The sequence below is a fragment of the Cellulomonas sp. genome (genome assembly GCF_015234515.1).
Taxonomy (GTDB): Bacteria; Actinomycetota; Actinomycetes; order Actinomycetales; family Cellulomonadaceae; genus Cellulomonas.
In genome coordinates, this window is record NZ_JADGMY010000028.1 from 503,967 (window position 1) to 521,105 (window position 17,139).

18 protein-coding genes are annotated in these 17,139 nt (G+C 73.8%); 3 read left to right on the plus strand and 15 right to left on the minus strand.

From position 1 onward, the window contains the following. Positions 1 to 44 precede the first annotated feature (44 nt). The 3 genes from ispF to IR158_RS15935 all read right to left on the minus strand — a co-directional run bounded on the left by ispF (position 45) and on the right by IR158_RS15935 (position 1,844). A complete protein-coding gene (ispF, locus tag IR158_RS15925) occupies positions 45 to 533 on the minus strand; it encodes a 2-C-methyl-D-erythritol 2,4-cyclodiphosphate synthase (RefSeq protein ID WP_291814489.1) in 489 nt (162 codons plus the stop codon). Then, entirely contained in the window at positions 530 to 1,273 is a 744-nt protein-coding gene (gene ispD / locus IR158_RS15930; RefSeq protein ID WP_291814491.1) for a 2-C-methyl-D-erythritol 4-phosphate cytidylyltransferase, read from the minus strand. Before ispD ends, ispF begins: the two co-directional genes overlap by 4 nt. 88 nt (positions 1,274 to 1,361) lie before the next feature. Beyond that, the gene (locus IR158_RS15935; RefSeq protein ID WP_191780330.1) at positions 1,362 to 1,844 is read right to left on the minus strand and encodes a CarD family transcriptional regulator; all 483 of its coding nucleotides are present in this window, start codon (positions 1,842 to 1,844) and stop codon (positions 1,362 to 1,364) included. A gap of 263 nt (positions 1,845 to 2,107) precedes the next feature. Here IR158_RS15935 and IR158_RS15940 point away from each other — a divergent pair, with 263 nt between their 5' ends. After that, complete coding sequence (locus tag IR158_RS15940; RefSeq protein ID WP_291814497.1) at positions 2,108 to 2,689, plus strand: hypothetical protein; 582 nt, start codon at positions 2,108 to 2,110, stop codon at positions 2,687 to 2,689. A gap of 84 nt (positions 2,690 to 2,773) precedes the next feature. Here the strand turns inward: IR158_RS15940 and pstB are convergent, their stop codons facing one another. The 6 genes from pstB to IR158_RS15970 all read right to left on the minus strand — a co-directional run bounded on the left by pstB (position 2,774) and on the right by IR158_RS15970 (position 8,922). Further along, complete coding sequence (gene pstB / locus IR158_RS15945; RefSeq protein WP_291814500.1) at positions 2,774 to 3,553, minus strand: phosphate ABC transporter ATP-binding protein PstB; 780 nt, start codon at positions 3,551 to 3,553, stop codon at positions 2,774 to 2,776. Between the two features lie 32 nt (positions 3,554 to 3,585). Next, the gene (gene pstA / locus IR158_RS15950) at positions 3,586 to 4,653 is read right to left on the minus strand and encodes a phosphate ABC transporter permease PstA (protein WP_291814502.1); all 1,068 of its coding nucleotides are present in this window, start codon (positions 4,651 to 4,653) and stop codon (positions 3,586 to 3,588) included. After that, positions 4,653 to 5,669, minus strand: coding sequence for a phosphate ABC transporter permease subunit PstC (pstC, locus tag IR158_RS15955; RefSeq protein ID WP_291814503.1), 1,017 nt, complete (start codon positions 5,667 to 5,669; stop codon positions 4,653 to 4,655). Before pstC ends, pstA begins: the two co-directional genes overlap by 1 nt. Positions 5,670 to 5,776: 107 nt before the next feature. Next, a complete protein-coding gene (pstS, locus tag IR158_RS15960) occupies positions 5,777 to 6,889 on the minus strand; it encodes a phosphate ABC transporter substrate-binding protein PstS (protein WP_291814505.1) in 1,113 nt (370 codons plus the stop codon). Between the two features lie 129 nt (positions 6,890 to 7,018). Further along, positions 7,019 to 7,723: a response regulator transcription factor gene (locus IR158_RS15965; RefSeq protein WP_291814507.1), complete on the minus strand. Its 705-nt coding sequence runs from the start codon at positions 7,721 to 7,723 to the stop codon at positions 7,019 to 7,021. Continuing rightward, positions 7,720 to 8,922 carry an ATP-binding protein gene (locus IR158_RS15970; protein ID WP_291814508.1) on the minus strand — a complete coding sequence of 401 codons (1,203 nt, stop codon included), beginning with the start codon at positions 8,920 to 8,922 and terminating at the stop codon, positions 7,720 to 7,722. Before IR158_RS15970 ends, IR158_RS15965 begins: the two co-directional genes overlap by 4 nt. A gap of 147 nt (positions 8,923 to 9,069) precedes the next feature. Here IR158_RS15970 and phoU point away from each other — a divergent pair, with 147 nt between their 5' ends. Further along, the gene (gene phoU, locus IR158_RS15975; RefSeq protein WP_291814510.1) at positions 9,070 to 9,744 is read left to right on the plus strand and encodes a phosphate signaling complex protein PhoU; all 675 of its coding nucleotides are present in this window, start codon (positions 9,070 to 9,072) and stop codon (positions 9,742 to 9,744) included. Positions 9,745 to 9,847: 103 nt separating this feature from the next. Here phoU and IR158_RS15980 read toward each other — a convergent pair whose 3' ends face one another. The 6 genes from IR158_RS15980 to IR158_RS16005 all read right to left on the minus strand — a co-directional run bounded on the left by IR158_RS15980 (position 9,848) and on the right by IR158_RS16005 (position 15,734). Next, positions 9,848 to 10,588, minus strand: coding sequence for a phosphoglyceromutase (locus tag IR158_RS15980; protein ID WP_291814511.1), 741 nt, complete (start codon positions 10,586 to 10,588; stop codon positions 9,848 to 9,850). 383 nt (positions 10,589 to 10,971) lie between these two features. Further along, positions 10,972 to 12,306 carry a glycosyltransferase gene (locus IR158_RS15985; protein WP_291814513.1) on the minus strand — a complete coding sequence of 445 codons (1,335 nt, stop codon included), beginning with the start codon at positions 12,304 to 12,306 and terminating at the stop codon, positions 10,972 to 10,974. A gap of 82 nt (positions 12,307 to 12,388) precedes the next feature. After that, entirely contained in the window at positions 12,389 to 12,910 is a 522-nt protein-coding gene (locus IR158_RS15990) for a pyridoxamine 5'-phosphate oxidase family protein (RefSeq protein ID WP_291814514.1), read from the minus strand. Positions 12,911 to 12,970: 60 nt separating this feature from the next. Further along, positions 12,971 to 13,156: a DUF2867 domain-containing protein gene (locus IR158_RS15995; protein WP_291814516.1), complete on the minus strand. Its 186-nt coding sequence runs from the start codon at positions 13,154 to 13,156 to the stop codon at positions 12,971 to 12,973. 53 nt (positions 13,157 to 13,209) lie between these two features. After that, complete coding sequence (locus tag IR158_RS16000) at positions 13,210 to 14,292, minus strand: beta-propeller fold lactonase family protein (protein ID WP_291814518.1); 1,083 nt, start codon at positions 14,290 to 14,292, stop codon at positions 13,210 to 13,212. 125 nt (positions 14,293 to 14,417) lie between these two features. Further along, entirely contained in the window at positions 14,418 to 15,734 is a 1,317-nt protein-coding gene (locus tag IR158_RS16005; RefSeq protein WP_291814519.1) for an ROK family protein, read from the minus strand. A 100-nt stretch (positions 15,735 to 15,834) separates the two neighbouring features. Here IR158_RS16005 and xylA point away from each other — a divergent pair, with 100 nt between their 5' ends. Then, complete coding sequence (gene xylA / locus IR158_RS16010; protein WP_291814522.1) at positions 15,835 to 17,025, plus strand: xylose isomerase; 1,191 nt, start codon at positions 15,835 to 15,837, stop codon at positions 17,023 to 17,025. The last annotated feature ends 114 nt before the right edge of the window (positions 17,026 to 17,139 follow it).

Genomic DNA, 17,139 nt, shown 5'->3' on the forward strand with positions numbered 1-17,139 from the left:
GCGGTGGCGAGCGTCACCTGAGCCGGCGGGCAGCGGCGGGCGGGTCAGACGGTGTCGAGCGTGATCAGTGCGGTCGCGATGGCCGCGACGCCCTCGCCACGACCGGTCAGGCCCAGCCCGTCGGTCGTCGTCGCACTGACCGTGACGGTCGCACCGCAGGCCATGGACATGATCGCCTGCGCCTCGACGCGCCGCGGCCCCAGCTTGGGGCGGTTGCCGACGACCTGCACCGCGACGTTGCCGATCGTGAACCCCACCGCCCGGACCCGGCGTGCGGCCTCGGCGAGCAGCGCGGCGCCGGACGCACCGGCCCAGCGCGGGTCGTCGGTGCCGAACTGCAGGCCGAGGTCGCCCAGGCCCGCCGCGGACAGCAGCGCGTCGGCCGCGGCGTGCGCCGCGACGTCCGCGTCGGAGTGACCCGCCAGGGGTCGCTCGCCGGGCCACTCCAGGCCCGCGAGGTGCAGCACGGCGTCGGGTGCGGGGTCGGGGTCGTAGGCGTGCACGTCGATGCCGATGCCGGTCCGCACGTTCACGCGAGGGCTCCCGTCGTCAGGGCGTGGGCGACGAGCAGGTCGCGGGCCGTCGTCACCTTGGCGGCCCGCTCGTCACCGGGCACCACCCAGACCGGCACGCCCGCCGCCTCGACCAGCCCGGCGTCGTCCGAGGCCGCCGTCGCCTCGTGCGAGCCGAGCCCCGACCCCACCGCGTGCGCCCGCTCGAGGACGTCCCGGGCGAAGCCCTGCGGCGTCTGGACCGCGACCAGGTCGGCGCGCGGCACCGTCTCGAGGACGGGCCGCCCGGTGGCGTCGCCCCGCCCGACACGCTTCACCGTGTCGACGACGGGCAGCCCTGGCACGACCGCGGGGTGGCCCGCACGCACGGCGTCCACGACGCGGGCGACGAGCTCCGGCGGGACGAAGGGACGTGCGGCGTCGTGCACGAGGACCACGTCGACCTCGTCGACCAGCTCGGCCAGGCCCGCGGCGACGGACTCCTGCCGGGTGCGTCCACCCCCGACGACGTCCAGCCGCACGTCCGACGCCACCGCGTCGACGACACCGCCGACGAGTGCGGCCACCTCGTCGAGGTGAGCGGCAGGGGCGGTGACGACGAGCTGGCTGACGGCGGAACCGTCGGCCGCGCGGGCGGCGAGCAGCGCGCGGGCCGCGTGCACGACCAGCGGCTCCCCTGCGACGGGCACGACCGCCTTGGGCAGGTCGAGCCCGAGGCGCGACCCGCTCCCGGCGGCCGTGAGGACTGCGGCGATCGTCATGTGCGCATCGTGCACCGTGCGGCTCCCGGACGCTCACCCGACACAGCAGACGGCCCGGGCGCCGTGCACCCGGACCGTCGCGTGCGGATCAGGACGCGAGGACCTCGTCGAGGATGGCCTCGGCCTTGTCCTCCTCGGTCTTCTCGGCGAGCGCGAGCTCCGAGACCAGGATCTGACGGGCCTTGGCGAGCATCCGCTTCTCGCCGGCGGACAGACCGCGGTCGGCGTCACGGCGGGAGAGGTCGCGCACGACCTCCGCCACCTTGATGACGTCGCCGGACTGCAGCTTCTCGAGGTTGGCCTTGTAGCGTCGCGACCAGTTGGTCGGCTCCTCCGTGTACGGGGCGCGCAGCACCTCGAACACGCGGTCGAGCCCTTCCTGGCCCACGACGTCACGGACACCCACGAGATCGACGTTCTCCGCCGGCACCTCGATCGTCAGGTCGCCGTGCGCGACCTTGAGCTTGAGGTAGAGCTTCTCCTCGCCCCGGATGGTCCGGCTCTTGATCTCTTCGATCTTGGCTGCACCGTGGTGCGGGTAGACGACGGTCTCCCCAACAGTGAAAGTCATCTGTCGGTGTCCCCTTTCGCAGACGTGTATGGTATCACGCCCGCTTCGTGCGGATTCCGTGGCCGGGACGGTGTCCGCGCTGGTCAGCGCGGGGTCGAGCGGAGCCGACGACCCGCTGGAGCACCGGTCACGCCCTCGACCCGGCGGCCCGACGGTAGGGTGGTCGCGACCTGCCTGTGTCCGGCCGCCGCCGTCGGCCCGGACCCGGGCAGCCCGCCCACCCGCACCCGCCGCCTCCGCGCGCGAGACCAGCAGGAGCCCTCGTGACCCGCCTCCGCCCCCGCCCCGCCCGGGCCGCCGTCGCCGGCCTGGTCGCCGCCGCCGCCCTCGCCCTGACCGGCTGCTCGGCGACCAACCCGATCACGACGAGCTGGGACTACGAGGCCTCCGACGGCGCCGGCACCACCGTGGGCGACGTCCGCGTGCTCAACATGCTGGTCGTGACGGCCGAGAAGGGCGCACCTGGCGTCCTCACCGGCGCACTCGCCAACGGCTCGTCGGACGACGAGGACGTGACGCTCGCGGTCGGCGACGCGGAGCCGGTGCGCGTCAGCGTCGGCGGCGGCGGCACGGTGCTGCTGGGCGTCAGCGACGCCCCGCCGCGCTACACGACGCAGGACGTCCCGCTGGCCGCCGTCGACACCGCCCCCGGCGGGCTGACCAGGCTCACGGTCACCACCTCCAGCGGCGGCACCGTCGAGGTGCGCATCCCCGTGCTCGACGGCGCCCTGCCCGAGTACGCGGCTGTCCTCGAGGCGATCGAGACGCCGGGCGCGACCCCGACCGACGACACCACCCAGGACGCCTCCGAGCCGCAGGAGCAGGAGCAGGAGCAGGGCGAGTAGCACCCGCCCGTCAGCGAGCCGTCGCGCACGAGGGGCCGACCACCGCCCGGTGGTCGGCCCCTCGTGCGTCGGTGCGCGGGTGCGTCAGCCGAAGCGACCCGAGATGTAGTCCTCCGTGGCCTGCTCGCGCGGCGAGGAGAACATCGTCGAGGTGTCGTCCATCTCGATGAGCCGGCCCGGCTTGCCGGTGCCTGCGATGTTGAAGAACGCCGTGCGGTCCGAGACCCGGGCGGCCTGCTGCATGTTGTGCGTGACGATCACGATCGTGTACTCGCTCTTGAGCTCGGCGATGAGGTCCTCGATCGCGAGCGTCGAGATCGGGTCGAGCGCCGAGCACGGCTCGTCCATGAGCAGGACCTGCGGCTTCACCGCGATCGCGCGCGCGATGCACAGCCGCTGCTGCTGCCCGCCGGACAGGCTCGACCCGGGCCGCGCCAGGCGGTCCTTGACCTCGTTCCACAGGTTCGCGCCGCGCAGGGAGCGCTCGACGAGCTCCTGCTGGTCACCCTTCGACATGCGGCGGTTGTTCAGGCGCACACCCGCGAGCACGTTGTCCGCGATCGACATCGTCGGGAACGGGTTGGGCCGCTGGAACACCATGCCGACCAGACGCCGGACCGTCACCGGGTCGACGTCCGCGCCGTACAGGTCCTGACCGTCCATGAGGGCCTTGCCCTGGACGCGGGCACCGGGGATGACCTCGTGCATGCGGTTGAGGGTGCGCAGGAACGTCGACTTGCCGCAGCCCGACGGGCCGATGAGCGCCGTGGCCTGCCGCGCCTCGATGGTCATGTTGACGCCCTGCACGGCGAGGAAGTCGCCGTAGTAGACGTCGAGGTCCGAGACGTCGATCCGATTGGACATGGGGGTCCTTCCTGGGGTCGGTGCGGCCCGCGTCAGCGGGCGCCCTTCGGGGCGAACCAGCGGCTGACGAGCCGGGCCACGAGGTTGAGGAGCATGACGAGCAGGATCAGCGTGAGCGCGGCGGCCCAGGCCCGGTCGATGCCGGTGCCGCCCTGCTCGTACTGGCGGTACGCGAACACGGGCAGCGTGGCCATGCGCCCGTCGAAGAGGTCGGTGTTGGTCTGCGCGACCAGGCCGACCGTGAGCAGCAGGGGCGCGGTCTCGCCGATGACGCGCGCGACCGCGAGCATGACGCCCGTGACGATGCCGGCGGCCGAGGTCCGCAGCACGACCTTGACGATCGTCAGCCACTTCGGCACACCCAGCGCGTACGACGCCTCACGCAGCTCGTTGGGCACGAGCCGCAGCATCTCCTCGACCGAGCGGATGACGACGGGCGTCATCAGCAGGGCCAGCGCGACGGCGCCCATGATCCCCGCGCGGTACGCCGGGCCCATGACCAGCGTGAACAGCGCGAACGCGAACAGCCCCGCGACGATCGACGGGATGCCCGTCATGACGTCGACGAGCAGCGTGATGCCGCGCGCCAGCGGACCGCGGCCGTACTCCACGAGGTAGATGGCCGTGAGCAGCCCGACCGGCACGGAGATGACCGCCGCGGCGAGCGTGACCAGGAGCGTCCCGACGAGCGCGTGGGCGATGCCGCCGGACGTCATCTCACCGAAGACGCCGACCATGTCGGTCGTCAGGAACGTCCAGCCGAACGACGACGCGCCCCGCGTGACGACGAGCACGACGAGCGACACCAGCGGCACCAGGGCGAGCAGGAAGGCGCCGGTCACCAGGGTCGTCGCCAGGCGGTCCGCGGCCCGCCGGGGCCCCTCGACGACGCGGGACGTGATGCTCGACGACAGCACGAACAGCACGGCACCGAGCACGACCACGCTCGTCGGCGACGCCGCGCCGGCGGTCACCAGCACGAGCAGCGCCGTCGCGAGCGAGCCGCCCGCGAACGCCCACGGGCTCCACGACGGCAGGCGACGGTACGCATCGTCGGTGAGCAGGCCCGCGGTGCGCGCGGGGGCGGTGGCGTGGGTCATCAGTTGGCTCCCGAGAACTCGGCGCGCCGCGCGATGACCCACCGCGCCGCGAAGTTGACCGCGAACGTGATGACGAACAGCGCGAGGCCCGTCGCGATGAGCGCGCTCACGCTCAGGCCGCTGGCCTCGGGGAACTTGGACGCGATGTTCGCGGCGATGGTCTGCTGCTGGCCGGGCTTCAGCAGGAAGAACGAGAACAGGAACCCGGGCGAGATGACCATGAGCACGGCCATCGTCTCCCCCAGCGCGCGCCCCAGGCCGAGCATCGAGGCGCTGATGACGCCCGAACGGCCGAAGGGCAGGACGGCCTGGCGGACCATCTCCCAGCGGGTCGCGCCGAGGGCGAGCGACGCCTCCTCGTGCAGCCGCGGGGTCTGCAGGAACACCTCGCGCGAGACGGCGGTGATGATCGGCAGGATCATCACCGCGAGCACCACCGACGCCGACATGATGTTCTTGGCCGGCGCCTGGTAGTCCGCGAACAGCGGGATGAAGCCGAGGTTCGACGACAGCCACGTGAACACGGGGTCGAGCCGCCCGATCAGCCACAGCGCTCCCCACAGGCCGTAGACGACCGAGGGGATGGCCGCCAGCAGGTCGATCAGGTAGCCGAGGCCGCTCGCGAGGCGGCGCGGCGCGTAGTGCGAGATGAACAGCGCGATGCCGATCGACACGGGCACCGCGAGCGCCAGCGCCAGCAGGGAGGCGAGCAGCGTCCCGAAGATCAGCGGGCCCACGTACTGCGCGACCGAGCCGCCGTGGAACCACGAGATGGCCTCGAGGTCCTCCCGGGAGGCGGTCAGTGCCGGCCACGCGCGCAGCACGAGGAAGACCGCGACCGCGGCGAGCGTCACGAGGATGAGCAGGCCGGCGCCGGTCGACAGGCCGGCGAAGACGCGCCCGGCCAGCCGTCCGGTCGAGGCGGCGCGTGCGGCGGCGCCCGGCGGGTCCGCGGCGTCGGACGAGGGACGCGCGGACGCGCCGCCTCGCGGGGGTGGGGTGGTGGTGACAGCCACTGCTGCTCCGTCGGTCGGGGAGGGTGGGGGCACCGCGCGTGCCGTCCCGGGGTGGGCGTCGTGCCCGACCCGGGACGGCCCGGCGTGGTGCGGTCGTCCGGTCGTCGTCAGCCCGCGGCAATCGAGTCGATGGCGGCCTGGACCTCGGCGCGCAGGGCGTCGGAGATCGGTGCGGAGCCCGCGACGCCCGGGTCGGCGGCGCGGTCCTGGCCCTCGGCGCTCGCCACGTAGGTGAGGTACGCCTTGACGTTGTTCGCGTCGGCCTCGTCGGCGTACGTCGAGCACGCGATCGAGTACGAGATGAGGACCAGCGGGTAGGTGCCGGCCTCGGTCGTGGTCCGGTCCAGCTCGACGACGAGACGCTTGTCCGTCGCGCCCTCGGCACGCGGCGAGGCGTCGACGACCGCGGCTGCGGCCTCGGCCGAGAACGGCACGTACTCGTCACCGACCTTGAGCGCGACGGTGCCCAGGTCCCCGGCGCGTGACGCGTCCGCGTAGCCGATCGCGCCCTCGGCGCCCGAGACCGTGTCGATGACACCCTGCGTGCCCTGGCCCGACTGCCCGCCGGACAGCGGCCAGTCACCGGAGGCCTCGTGGGGCCAGGCGCCGTCCGACGCGGCCTCGAGGTACTCGGTGAAGTTCTCCGTGGTGCCCGACTCGTCGGAGCGGTTCACGGGGATGATGTCGATCGACGGGAGCGTGACACCGGGGTTCTCCGCGGCGATCGCCGCGTCGTCCCACGTGGTGATGTCGCGGTTGAAGATCTTCGCGATCGTCGCGGCGGACAGCTGCACGTGGTCCGCGTCGACGTCGGGCAGGTTGTAGACCACCGCGATCGGGCTGATGTACAGCGGCAGCTCGACGGCCTCGCCGCCCTCGCAGCGCTCGGCGGCCGTCGCGAGCTCGTCCTCCTTGAGCGCGGCGTCGGACCCGGCGAGCTGCACGGCGCCCGCGAGGAACTGCTCGCGACCCCCGCCCGAGCCCACGGCGTCGTAGCTGACGGCCACGTCGGGGTGGGTGTCGTTGAAACCCGCGATCCAGCCGGCGACCGCCTTCTCCTGCGAGGACGCACCGGCGGCCGCGAGCGAGCCGCTGAGCTCGGCGCTGCCGGCGGTCGATCCGGGCTCCGCCGACGACCCGGAGCTGCACGCGGCGAGCACCAACGCCACCGCGCCGGTGAGCGCGACGGCACCGAAACGGCTGTGGGGGGTGAGCTTCACTGTGTCCCGTCCTCATCACGTCTGCGCGCACCGGTCGGTGCGCGGCCGACGCCGACGCTAGGCGGGGCAGGTGACCGCACCGGCGGCCCCGGGTGAACCCCGGGTGAACGCTCGTCGACCAGACGCGCGCTACTCCCCCGTGCCGTCGGACAGCTTGTAGCCCAGGCCCCGCACGGTCGTCAGCAGCGTCGGCGCGGACGGGTCCTGCTCGATCTTCGCGCGGACGCGCTTGACGTGGACGTCCAGGGTCTTGGTGTCCCCCACGTAGTCCGATCCCCACACCCGGTCGATGAGCTGCCCGCGCGTCAGCACCCGGTCCGGGTTGCGCAGCAGCATCTCCAGCAGCTCGAACTCCTTGAGCGGGAACGGCACGAGCTCGCCGTCCACGTGGACGGTGTGCCGGTCGACGTCCATCCGCACGCCGCCGACCTGCAGGACCCCGTCGTCGTCCGCGTCGGCCGTCCGCGCGCCGGTGTCCCTGCGGCGCAGGACCGCCCGGATGCGTGCGAGGAGCTCGCGCGACGAGTACGGCTTGGTCACGTAGTCGTCGGCGCCCAGCTCCAGGCCCACGACCTTGTCGATCTCGTCGTCCTTGGCGGTCAGCATGATCACCGGGACGTCGGACTCGAGCCGCAGGCGCCGGCACACCTCCGTGCCGGGCAGGCCCGGCAGCATGAGGTCGAGCAGGACGAGGTCCGCGCCGTGCTGCGCGAACTGCTCCAGCGCCTCGGGCCCGGTCGCCGCCGTCACGACGTCGTAGCCCTCGCGGCCGAGCTGGTAGGACAGCGGGTCGCGGTAGGACTCCTCGTCCTCGACGAGAAGGATGCGGGTCACGTGGCGCTCCTGGAGGGGGTCGTGGCGGTGCCGGGCCGGGGCGTGGACGTGGGCGCGTCGGCGTCGACGGCGGGCGCGGCGACGGGCAGGCGCAGGGTGAACGTGGACCCGCGGCCCGGCTGCGACCACACCGACACGTCGCCGCCGTGGTCGCCCGCGACGTGCTTGACGATCGACAGGCCCAGGCCCGTCCCGCCGGTGTCGCGCGAGCGCGCGGGGTCCACGCGGTAGAACCGCTCGAAGACGCGTTCCTGGTCGGCCTCGGCGATGCCGACGCCCTCGTCGACGACCGCGACCTCCACCAGGTCGCCCCGGCGCCGCACGCCGACGCTGACCCGCGTCCCGTCCGGCGAGTACGCGACCGCGTTGTCGAGAAGGTTGCGTACGGCCGTGACCAGCAGGTTGCGGTCCCCGATCACGACGACGCCACGGTCGCCGCCGGCCACGACCCGGACCGCCTTCGCGTCGGCGGCCGTGCGCGCGCGGTCGACGGCCTCGGCGACGACGTCGTCGACCGCGACCTCCTCGGCGTTCTCCAGGGCGCCCGCGACCTGCAGGCGGGACAGCTCGATGATCTCGTGCACGAGGGCCGAGAGCCGGGCGGCCTCGGTGAGCATCCGCCCGCTGAACCGGCGCACCGCCTCCGGGTCGTCGGCCGCGTCCTGGACCGTCTCGGCCAGCAGCGACAACGCGCCGACGGGGGTCTTGAGCTCGTGCGACACGTTGACGACGAAGTCGCGGCGGACGGCCTCGAGCCGTCGTGCCTGCGTGAGGTCCTCGGCGAGCAGCAGCAGGTGGTCCGGCGTCACCTGGGCGACGCGCACCTGCAGGAGCAGGCGCGAGGGGCCCACGGGGCCCCGCGGCACGTCGAGCTCCTCGTCGCGGATCACGCCGTCGCGGCGGACGTCGGCGACCATGTCACGCATCGAGGCGTGCACCAGCTGCCCGTCGCGGACGACGCCGAGCGCGTACGCGGGCGGGCTCGCCCGCACCACGCGGTCCTCCGCGTCGAGGACGACCGCGGCCGAGCGCAGCACCGCGAGCGTGCGCACCAGGCCGTCCTCGAGCTCGGGCTCGGCCTGCGGCGGCACCGTGTGCTGCTCCCGCTCGCTCCAGCGGAACGCAGCGACCGCGACGGCGCCGACGAGCACGCCGATCAGCCCCGCGACCAGGGGCGCCGCCTCCAGGATCCAGTCCACGACATCCACAGTAGGCCGCCCGCCCGGCCGCCCCGAGCCGCCGTCAGGCCCGGACGCCCAACCGCCGCCACGTGTTCACCTGCCGGGCGGCAGTCGTTCACCGGCGCGTGCGACCGTGGCGGCCGCGACACCGACGAGAGGGAGCACATGCGGGACATCTTCGAGGCCGAGCTCACCCAGCTCGGCCAGGACCTGGTCGCGATGAGCGGCCGGGTCGAGCACGCCATGAGCAACGCCGGCACCGCGCTGCTGACGGCCGACCTCCAGCTCGCGGAGTCCGTCATCGCCGACGACCTGGCGATCGACGCCCTCGAGCGGGACCTCGACGACCGGTGCGTGCGCCTCCTCGCGCAGCAGCAGCCCGTCGCGACGGACCTGCGCGTCGTCGTCTCGGCGCTGCGCATGAGCGCGTCGCTGGAGCGCATGGGCGACCTCGCACGGCACGTCGCCCAGGTCACGCGCGCCCGCTACCCCGTCGTCGCCGTGCCGACGGGCATGGAGGCGACCTTCACGCAGATGCAGGACGCCGCCGTGCGCGTCGCCCGGCGCGTGACCACGCTGCTGCGCACCCGGGACATGGCCCTCGCCGAGTCGATCCAGCAGGACGACGACCTGCTGGACGCGCTGCACGCCAGCACGTTCGCCTCCATGCTGTCCGGCCCGTGGGACCGCTCGGCGCAGGAGACGGTCGACGTCACGCTGCTCGGGCGGTACTACGAGCGGTTCGGCGACCACGGCGTGTCCGTGGCGCGGCGCATGGTCTACCTGGTGACGGGCGACGTGGCCGACGCGCTCGACCCCGGCGCGGTGCGCGCACGCTGACACCCGGACCGCGGGGCCCGTCGTGGTCCCGTGCACGCGAGAGGCGCCCGTGCCGGGGAGGGGGCGGGCGCCTCTCGTCGTGGTGGTCGCGTCGGGACCCGGGTCAGCGACCCTGGTTGGCGACCGCCGCGATGGCGGCCTTGGCGGCCTCGGGGTCGAGGTACATGCCGCCCTTCGTGACCGGCTTGAGGGTCTCCTCGTCCAGCTCGTACAGCAGCGGGATGCCCGTGGGGATGTTGATGCCGGCGATGGTCTGCTCGTCCACGTCGTCGAGGTACTTGACGATCGAGCGGATCGAGTTGCCGTGGGCGGCGACCAGGACGACCTTGCGCGCCTTGAGGTCGGGCACGATCTCGGCCTCCCAGTACGGCAGCGCCCGCTCGAGGACCTGCGCGAGGGCCTCGGTGCGCGGGATCGGCTCACCCGCGTAGCGGGGGTCGGCGTCCTGCGAGTACTCGGAGCCGAGCTCGATCTCCGGCGGCGGGACGTCGTACGAGCGGCGCCAGAGCATGAACTGCTCCTCGCCGTACTCCTCGAGCGTCTCCTTCTTGTTCTTGCCCTGCAGCGCGCCGTAGTGACGCTCGTTGAGGCGCCACGACCGCTTCACGGGGATCCAGTGGCGGTCCGCGACGTCGAGCGCGAGGTTCGCGGTCGTGATCGCGCGGCGCAGCAGCGACGTGTGCACGACGTCGGGCAGCACGCCCGCGTCGGTCAGCAGCGTGCCGCCACGCTTGGCCTCCTCGACGCCCTTCTCGGACAGGGGCACGTCCACCCAGCCGGTGAACAGGTTCTTGGCGTTCCACTCGCTCTCGCCGTGGCGGAGCAGCACGAGGGTGTAGGTCATGCCCCTCATCCTGCCGCAGCCCCGGAAGACCCGCAGGGACGTCCGTCCCCCGGTCGCACCCCCCAGAGTTCGTGAGAGTGCAATCCAGCACCCACCCCAGGTGGTGACAGTGCAACCCAGCACCCACCCCAGGTGGTGACAGTGCAACCCAGCACCCACCCCAGGTGGTGACAGTGCAATCCAGCACCCACCCCAGGTGGTGACAGTGCAATCCAGCACCCACCCCAGGTGGTGACAGTGCAATCCAGTCGCCCTGACGCCGGCGCGGCGCGTGTCTGCTGTGACTGGATTGCACTCTCACGCCCCGGAGGGGGACCGGATTGCACTCTCACGCCCCGGAGGGGGACTGGATTGCACTCTCACGACCCCACGGTGGGTAGGGGTCAGCGGGTGGGCTCGGCCGCGATCTCGTAGACCTTGAGGACCTGGTCGGCGGCCGTCGGCCACGCGTAGCGCTCCGCGACCTGGCGTGCGCCGACCGACCAGCGCGCGCGGCGCGGTGCGTCTGCGAGCGCGTCCGCGATGACGTCGGCCCAGTCGGCCGGGTCGTGGCCCGGCACCAGGCGGCCGGAGACGTCGTCGTCGACGACGGTCCGCAGGCCACCGACGTCCGCCGCGATCACCGGCGTGCCGCTGGCCTGCGCCTCGACGGCGACGAGGCCGAAGGACTCCGAGCGCGACGGCATCGCCACGAGGTCGGCCGCGCGGTACCAGGCGACGAGCTCGTCGCGCGGCGCGGGGGGACGGACCACGACGTCGTCGTCGACACCGAGGGTCACCGCCAGCGCACGCAGCTCGCGCACCGCGGTCAACCGCCCGGACGGGCCACCGAGCACGACCAGCAGCGGGACCGGGCGGCCGCTCGCGCGCAGCGCACCGATCGCGCGGACCAGCACGTCGGGCGCCTTGAGCGGCTGGACGCGGCCCGCGAACAGCACCACGGGCCGGTCGGTCGGCAGCCCGAGCCGACGACGTGCCTCGTCACGCGCCCCGGGCGGCCCCGGACGGAACCGGTCGAGGTCTACCCCGGGCTCGACGACGTGGACCCGCGCCGGGTCGGCCCCGTACAGCTCGACCAGCTCGCGCGCCTCCACGGGCGTCGAGGCGACCAGCGCGTCGGCGTCGGCGACGACCTGCTCCTCGCCCACGACGCGCACGCTCGGCTCGGCGGTGTCCCCCGGCCCCAGGCTCGCGTTCTTCACCTTCGCGAGGGTGTGGGCCGTGTGCACGAGCGGCACCTCCCACCGCTGCGCCGCGATCGCACCGACCTGCCCCGACAGCCAGTAGTGCGAGTGCACGACGTCGTACCACCCCGGGCGGCGCGCGGCCTCGGACCGCAGGACGCCGGCGGCCATGCCGCACAGCACGCCCGGCAGGTCGTTCTTGTCGAGCGCCTCGAAGGGGCCTGCCGGCACGTGGTGCACGAGCACGGGCGGCGTGACGCCGGGCGGCACGTCGTCGGCGAGCAGGACCTCGCGCGCGTCGTCGGCCGTGAGTGCGCGACCCTGCGCGTCGGTGCCGTCGAGCACGACCGTCTCCGGGGAGTCGGACCGCGTCGCACGCGTGAACACCTCGACGCGCGCGCCGCGGGCCGCGAGCGCGTGCGCGAGCTCCAGGACATACACGTTCATGCCCCCGGCATCGCCCGTCCCGGGCTGGTCGAGGGGGGAGGTGTGCACCGAGAGCATGGCGACGCGCGGCGCTCGGTCGGTGGTCACCGGACCATTGTCGCCCGGCACGGTGCCGTGCGCGCCACCGCACCGAGGCGCCGGTCGGGGCGCGTGCGGTCGGCGGACGGGCTCAGCCCCGGGCGACGGGGACACGACCCCGCGCACGCTCGGTGTCCGCCATGACGCGCAGCGGGACGCCGAGGCCGTAGGTCACGAAGTCGCCGTGGGGCGTGAGCCGCACCATCACGACGTCCCCGCGCTCGGCGTCCGGCTCGGTCAGCCCGCGCAGCAGGCGCCGGCGCACGTCGTCCGGGGCGTCGCCGACCGGCAGCACCTGCGCGGTCGCGGGGACGGTGACGGTCGCGGGCGGGATCGGCGCGACCAGCGCGAGCAGGCCGCCGCGGCGGACCGGGACCGTGACGGAGACCTCCGGCTGGTGCCGCAGGTGGGTCACCTTCCAGTCCGTCTCCGTCGCGGCGAACCACAGGTCGTCGCCGTGCACGGCGGGGGTGACGCCGACGCTGCGGCCCCGCCCGTGCCGGTTGACCATCGCGATCACCATGAACGGCTGGCGGGCCAGCGCGCGCCACACCTGCTCGGTCGTCAGCGAAGGGCGGCCTGCCGCCGGCCGGTCCGTCTCGGGCTGCGGCATCGGGACTCCTCCAAGGGTGCTGACGGTCCGGTGACCGTCGGGCGTGACGCTACCCCGGGCTCACGGGGGGACCGACCGGCGCACGGCCGCGCGGACGAGCGCCTGCGTCACGACGGGGTGCGCGAGCCGGACGGGGGCGAAGTAGGCACGACCGCGCCAGCCGTGCAGCGGAACGGCCGTGACGACGCGCAGCAGGCGGCGCTGCGCGTCGACGCCCACACCGACCCGGAAGTCGCGCCGGGTCACGGCGCGCCGCCCGCGACGACGAAGAGCGCCTGTCGCCTCGACGCCCACGGGCGTCAGCGCGGAGCCACCTGGACCACGCACGCCGGTGACGGCAGCTCCACCCGGGACACCTGCGCGCCGTGCGGGTCGTGCACGACGAGCGCGTGCGCGTCCTGCAGCGCGACGACCGTCCAGCCGTGCACGACCTCGAGGTGGCGCGGCGTCGGACCGCTCAGGGGCTGCGTCCGCGGGGCGCCGAGGGAGCCGTCGGCGTGCACGTCGAACACGCGCAGGACGTCGGGACCCTGCAGGCCCAGCGCCCGCACCCCCAGGACGAGCCGGTCGCCGTCGAGCAGGACGTGCGACGGCGAGCGTCGCACGCCGTCGGCCGACTGGTCCTCGGGCACCGCGGGGACGCGCTGCAGCACCGTGCCGGTGGCCGACGCCGCGTCCCAGAGCAGCACGTGGACGCTCGCGTCGAGCTCCCCGACGACGTACAGGTTCGCGCCGTCGGCCGCGAAGGCGACGTGCCGCGGGCCGGTGCCGGGCGGGAGGGTCGCGGCGACGCCGTCGGGCGTGAGCAGGCCGTCGACGCGGCGCGCGTAGCGCCGCAGCTCGTCGGTGCCGAGGTCGGCGACGAGGACGTGCCGGCCGTCGGGCGTCAGCGCGACGAAGTGGGCGTGCGGCCCCTCCTGGCGATCGGTGTCCGGGCCCGTGCCGGCGTGGCCGAACGTCTGCGCCGGTCTGCCGGAGGCGACGACGTCGGGGGCGAACGCGCCGTCGGGCGTCAGGGGCACGACGCCCAGGACGCCGTCGACGTAGTTGGCGACGTAGAGCGTGTCGTCGACGACGAGCAGGTGGCAGGGCGCCACGCCGCCGGACGTGACCGTGGCGCGCGCGGTCAGGCCGCCGTCGTCGTCGACCTCGAAGGCCGTCACGGCCCCAGGGTCGCTCTCCCCCGCCGCGTACAGCCACCGGCCGCCCGGGTGCGTCGCGACGAACGTCGGCGCCGGGGTCTCGACGACCAGCCGCGGCTCGCCCAGCACGCCGGTCGTCTCGTCGAGGCCGACGCGCCACACCCCCTCGCCGAGCCCGGCCGTGGTGCCGATGCCGGCGTGCGGAAACGTGCCGATCCACAGGTCTGTCGCAGCGCTCACGCCAGGACCCTACGCAACGACCCCCCACCCCGTCCCGACCACTCGAACCCGAACCCGCCGAACACGCACTTCGGCGGCTCATGGCGTCGCAGAAGCCGCCGAAGTGCGGGCTCGACGGCGGGACGTCAGGAGGTGGTCGCGAACCAGGGGGTCGGGTCGGAGACGACCGTGCGCAGGACCGCGAGCGCGCCACCCGTCATCGCCGGGTAGTCCCCCGCGGCCGAGCGGCGGACGCTCGGGGCGGACCAGTCGGCGAAGATCACGCGGTCGGCCAGCGCCTCGCGGACGACGTCCTGCACCTCGTCGAAGACGAGCCCGAACGTCCCGCCGAGCACGACCTCGCTGACGTCGACCACGTTGGCGACGGTCGCGACGGCCAGCCCGAGCCACCGTGCCGCACCCCGCACGGCGTCCCGCGCGCGGGGGTCACCGGCAGCCAGGGCAGCGACGACGTCCGCGAACGGCGCGCCGGGTGCCAGCCCGGCCGCCTGGGCGATGGCGTCCTGACCCGCGCGCTGCTCGAGCGACACGGGCCGCGTGCCGTCCGGGCCGCCGTCGACGACGACGTGCCCGATCTCGCCGCTCCAGCCGTGGCGGCCGAGGAAGATCTCGCCGTCGAGCACGAGCGCGCCACCCACGCCCACCTCGCCCGACACGTACAGGAACGAGGGTGCGACCCGTCCGCGGCGCGCATGGGCCTCGGCGCGCGCGGCGAGGTTCGCCTCGTTGGCGACGCGCGGCGGCAGGTCGGCCAGGACGGGGTGCGCCGCGAGCCGGCCGACGACGTCGACGTCGCGCCACCCGAGGTTCGGCGCGTAGCGCAACGGCCCGGTGATGCGGTCGACGAGGCCGGGCACCGCGAGCGCGGTGCCGGCGACGCGCACACCGTCGGCGGCGAGCGACGCCAGGACCGGTGCGGCGAGGTTCGCGAGTCGGTCGAGCACGGCGTCGGGCTCGCTGCCGCGCAGGTCGGCACGCTCGACCGTCTCGACGAGCACACCCCCCGCGAGGTCGACGGCCCGCAGCCCGAGGTAGTCGACGTTGACCTCCATGCCGACACCCGCGACGCGACCGGGCGTGGGCTCCAGCGGCACGGCGGGGCGCCCGGCGCGCGCGACGACGACCGGGTCCAGCTCGCGGACGATGCCGGCCTCGATGAGCAGGTCGACCAGCCCGGTGACCGTGCCGCGCGCGAGCCCCGTCGACGCGGCGATCTGCGCCCGGGAAGGCGGTGTGTGCGCGTCGACGACCTGCGCGAGCGTCACGGACAGGTTGTGGGCGCGCATCTGCGCCTGCCGTGCCGCGCGTCCGCGGTCGGGCATGCGCTCGGCGGCCTGACCCTCGCGCGTCCGCGGGTTGTCGGCGAGAGTGGTGGCACTCCCGGGAGCCGCGACGACGACGGCCTGCGCGGCAGCGCCCGATCCGTCGTCCTTGCTCGGCATGGCTTGACCCTACCGACTCCCGGGGATAAATTCATCCCGAGAACAAAACCCGGTCGCTCGACTGACGCGCGCCCGGTCCCCCCTCGACGCGGAGGCCTCCATGGTTCGCAAGCCCACCCCTGACGACAGGTTCTCCTTCGGTCTCTGGACCGTCGGATGGAACGCTCAGGACCCGTTCGGTGCCGCCACCCGCCCGTGGCTCGACCCGGTCGAGTCCGTGCACAAGCTCGCCGAGCTCGGCGCCTCGCACGTGACCTTCCACGACGACGACGTCGTCCCGTTCGGCTCCTCGGACGCCGAGCGCGAGAAGATCCTCGACCGCTTCCGCGGCGCGCTGGCCGAGACCGGCATCACGGTCGAGATGGTCACGACCAACACGTTCACGCACCCCATCTTCAAGGACGGCGCGTTCACGTCCAACGACCGTCGCGTGCGCCGCTACGCGCTGCGCAAGATCCTGCGCAACGTCGACCTGGCGGCCTCGCTCGACGCCGACACGTTCGTCATGTGGGGCGGCCGCGAGGGCGCCGAGTACGACAGCGCGAAGGACCTGTACGCCGCGCACCAGGCGTACGCCGACGGCATCGACACCGTCGCGGCGTACATCAAGGAGAAGGGCTACGGCCTGCGCATCGCGATCGAGCCCAAGCCCAACGAGCCCCGCGGCGACATCCTGCTCCCGACGATCGGGCACGCGCTCGGCCTCATCGCCAAGCTCGAGCACGGCGACATCGTCGGCCTCAACCCGGAGACGGGCCACGAGCAGATGGCCGGCCTGAACTACACGACCGGCCTCGCGCAGGCGCTGTGGGCGGACAAGCTGTTCCACATCGACCTCAACGGCCAGCGCGGCATCAAGTACGACCAGGACCTGGTCTTCGGCCACGGCGACCTGTTCTCCGCGTTCGCGACGGTCGACCTGGTCGAGAACGGCTTCCCCAGCGGCGGCCCCAAGTACACCGGCCCGGTGCACTTCGACTACAAGCCCTCGCGCACCGAGGACTTCGACGGCGTGTGGGCCTCGGCCGCCGCCAACATGTCGACCTACATCCTCCTCAAGGAGCGGGCGCAGGCGTTCCGCGCCGACCCCGAGGTCCAGGAGGCCATGGAGGCCGCCGGCGTCTTCGAGCTCGCGAAGCCCACGCTGAACGAGGGCGAGTCGCTCGAGGACTTCCTCGCGGACCGCTCCGCGTTCGAGGACTTCGACGTCGAGGGTGTCGCCAAGCACGGCTACGGCTTCGTCCGCCTCAACCAGCTCGCGGTCGAGCACGCCATGGGCGCGCGCGGCTGATCGACGCACCACCCGACGCCCGGGGAGCCTCGCGCTCCCCGGGCGTCGTCCGTCCCCGGCACCCGACGTCCGAGCGGGCCGCAGGACGCCACCCCTCGGACACCCCACGCCCGG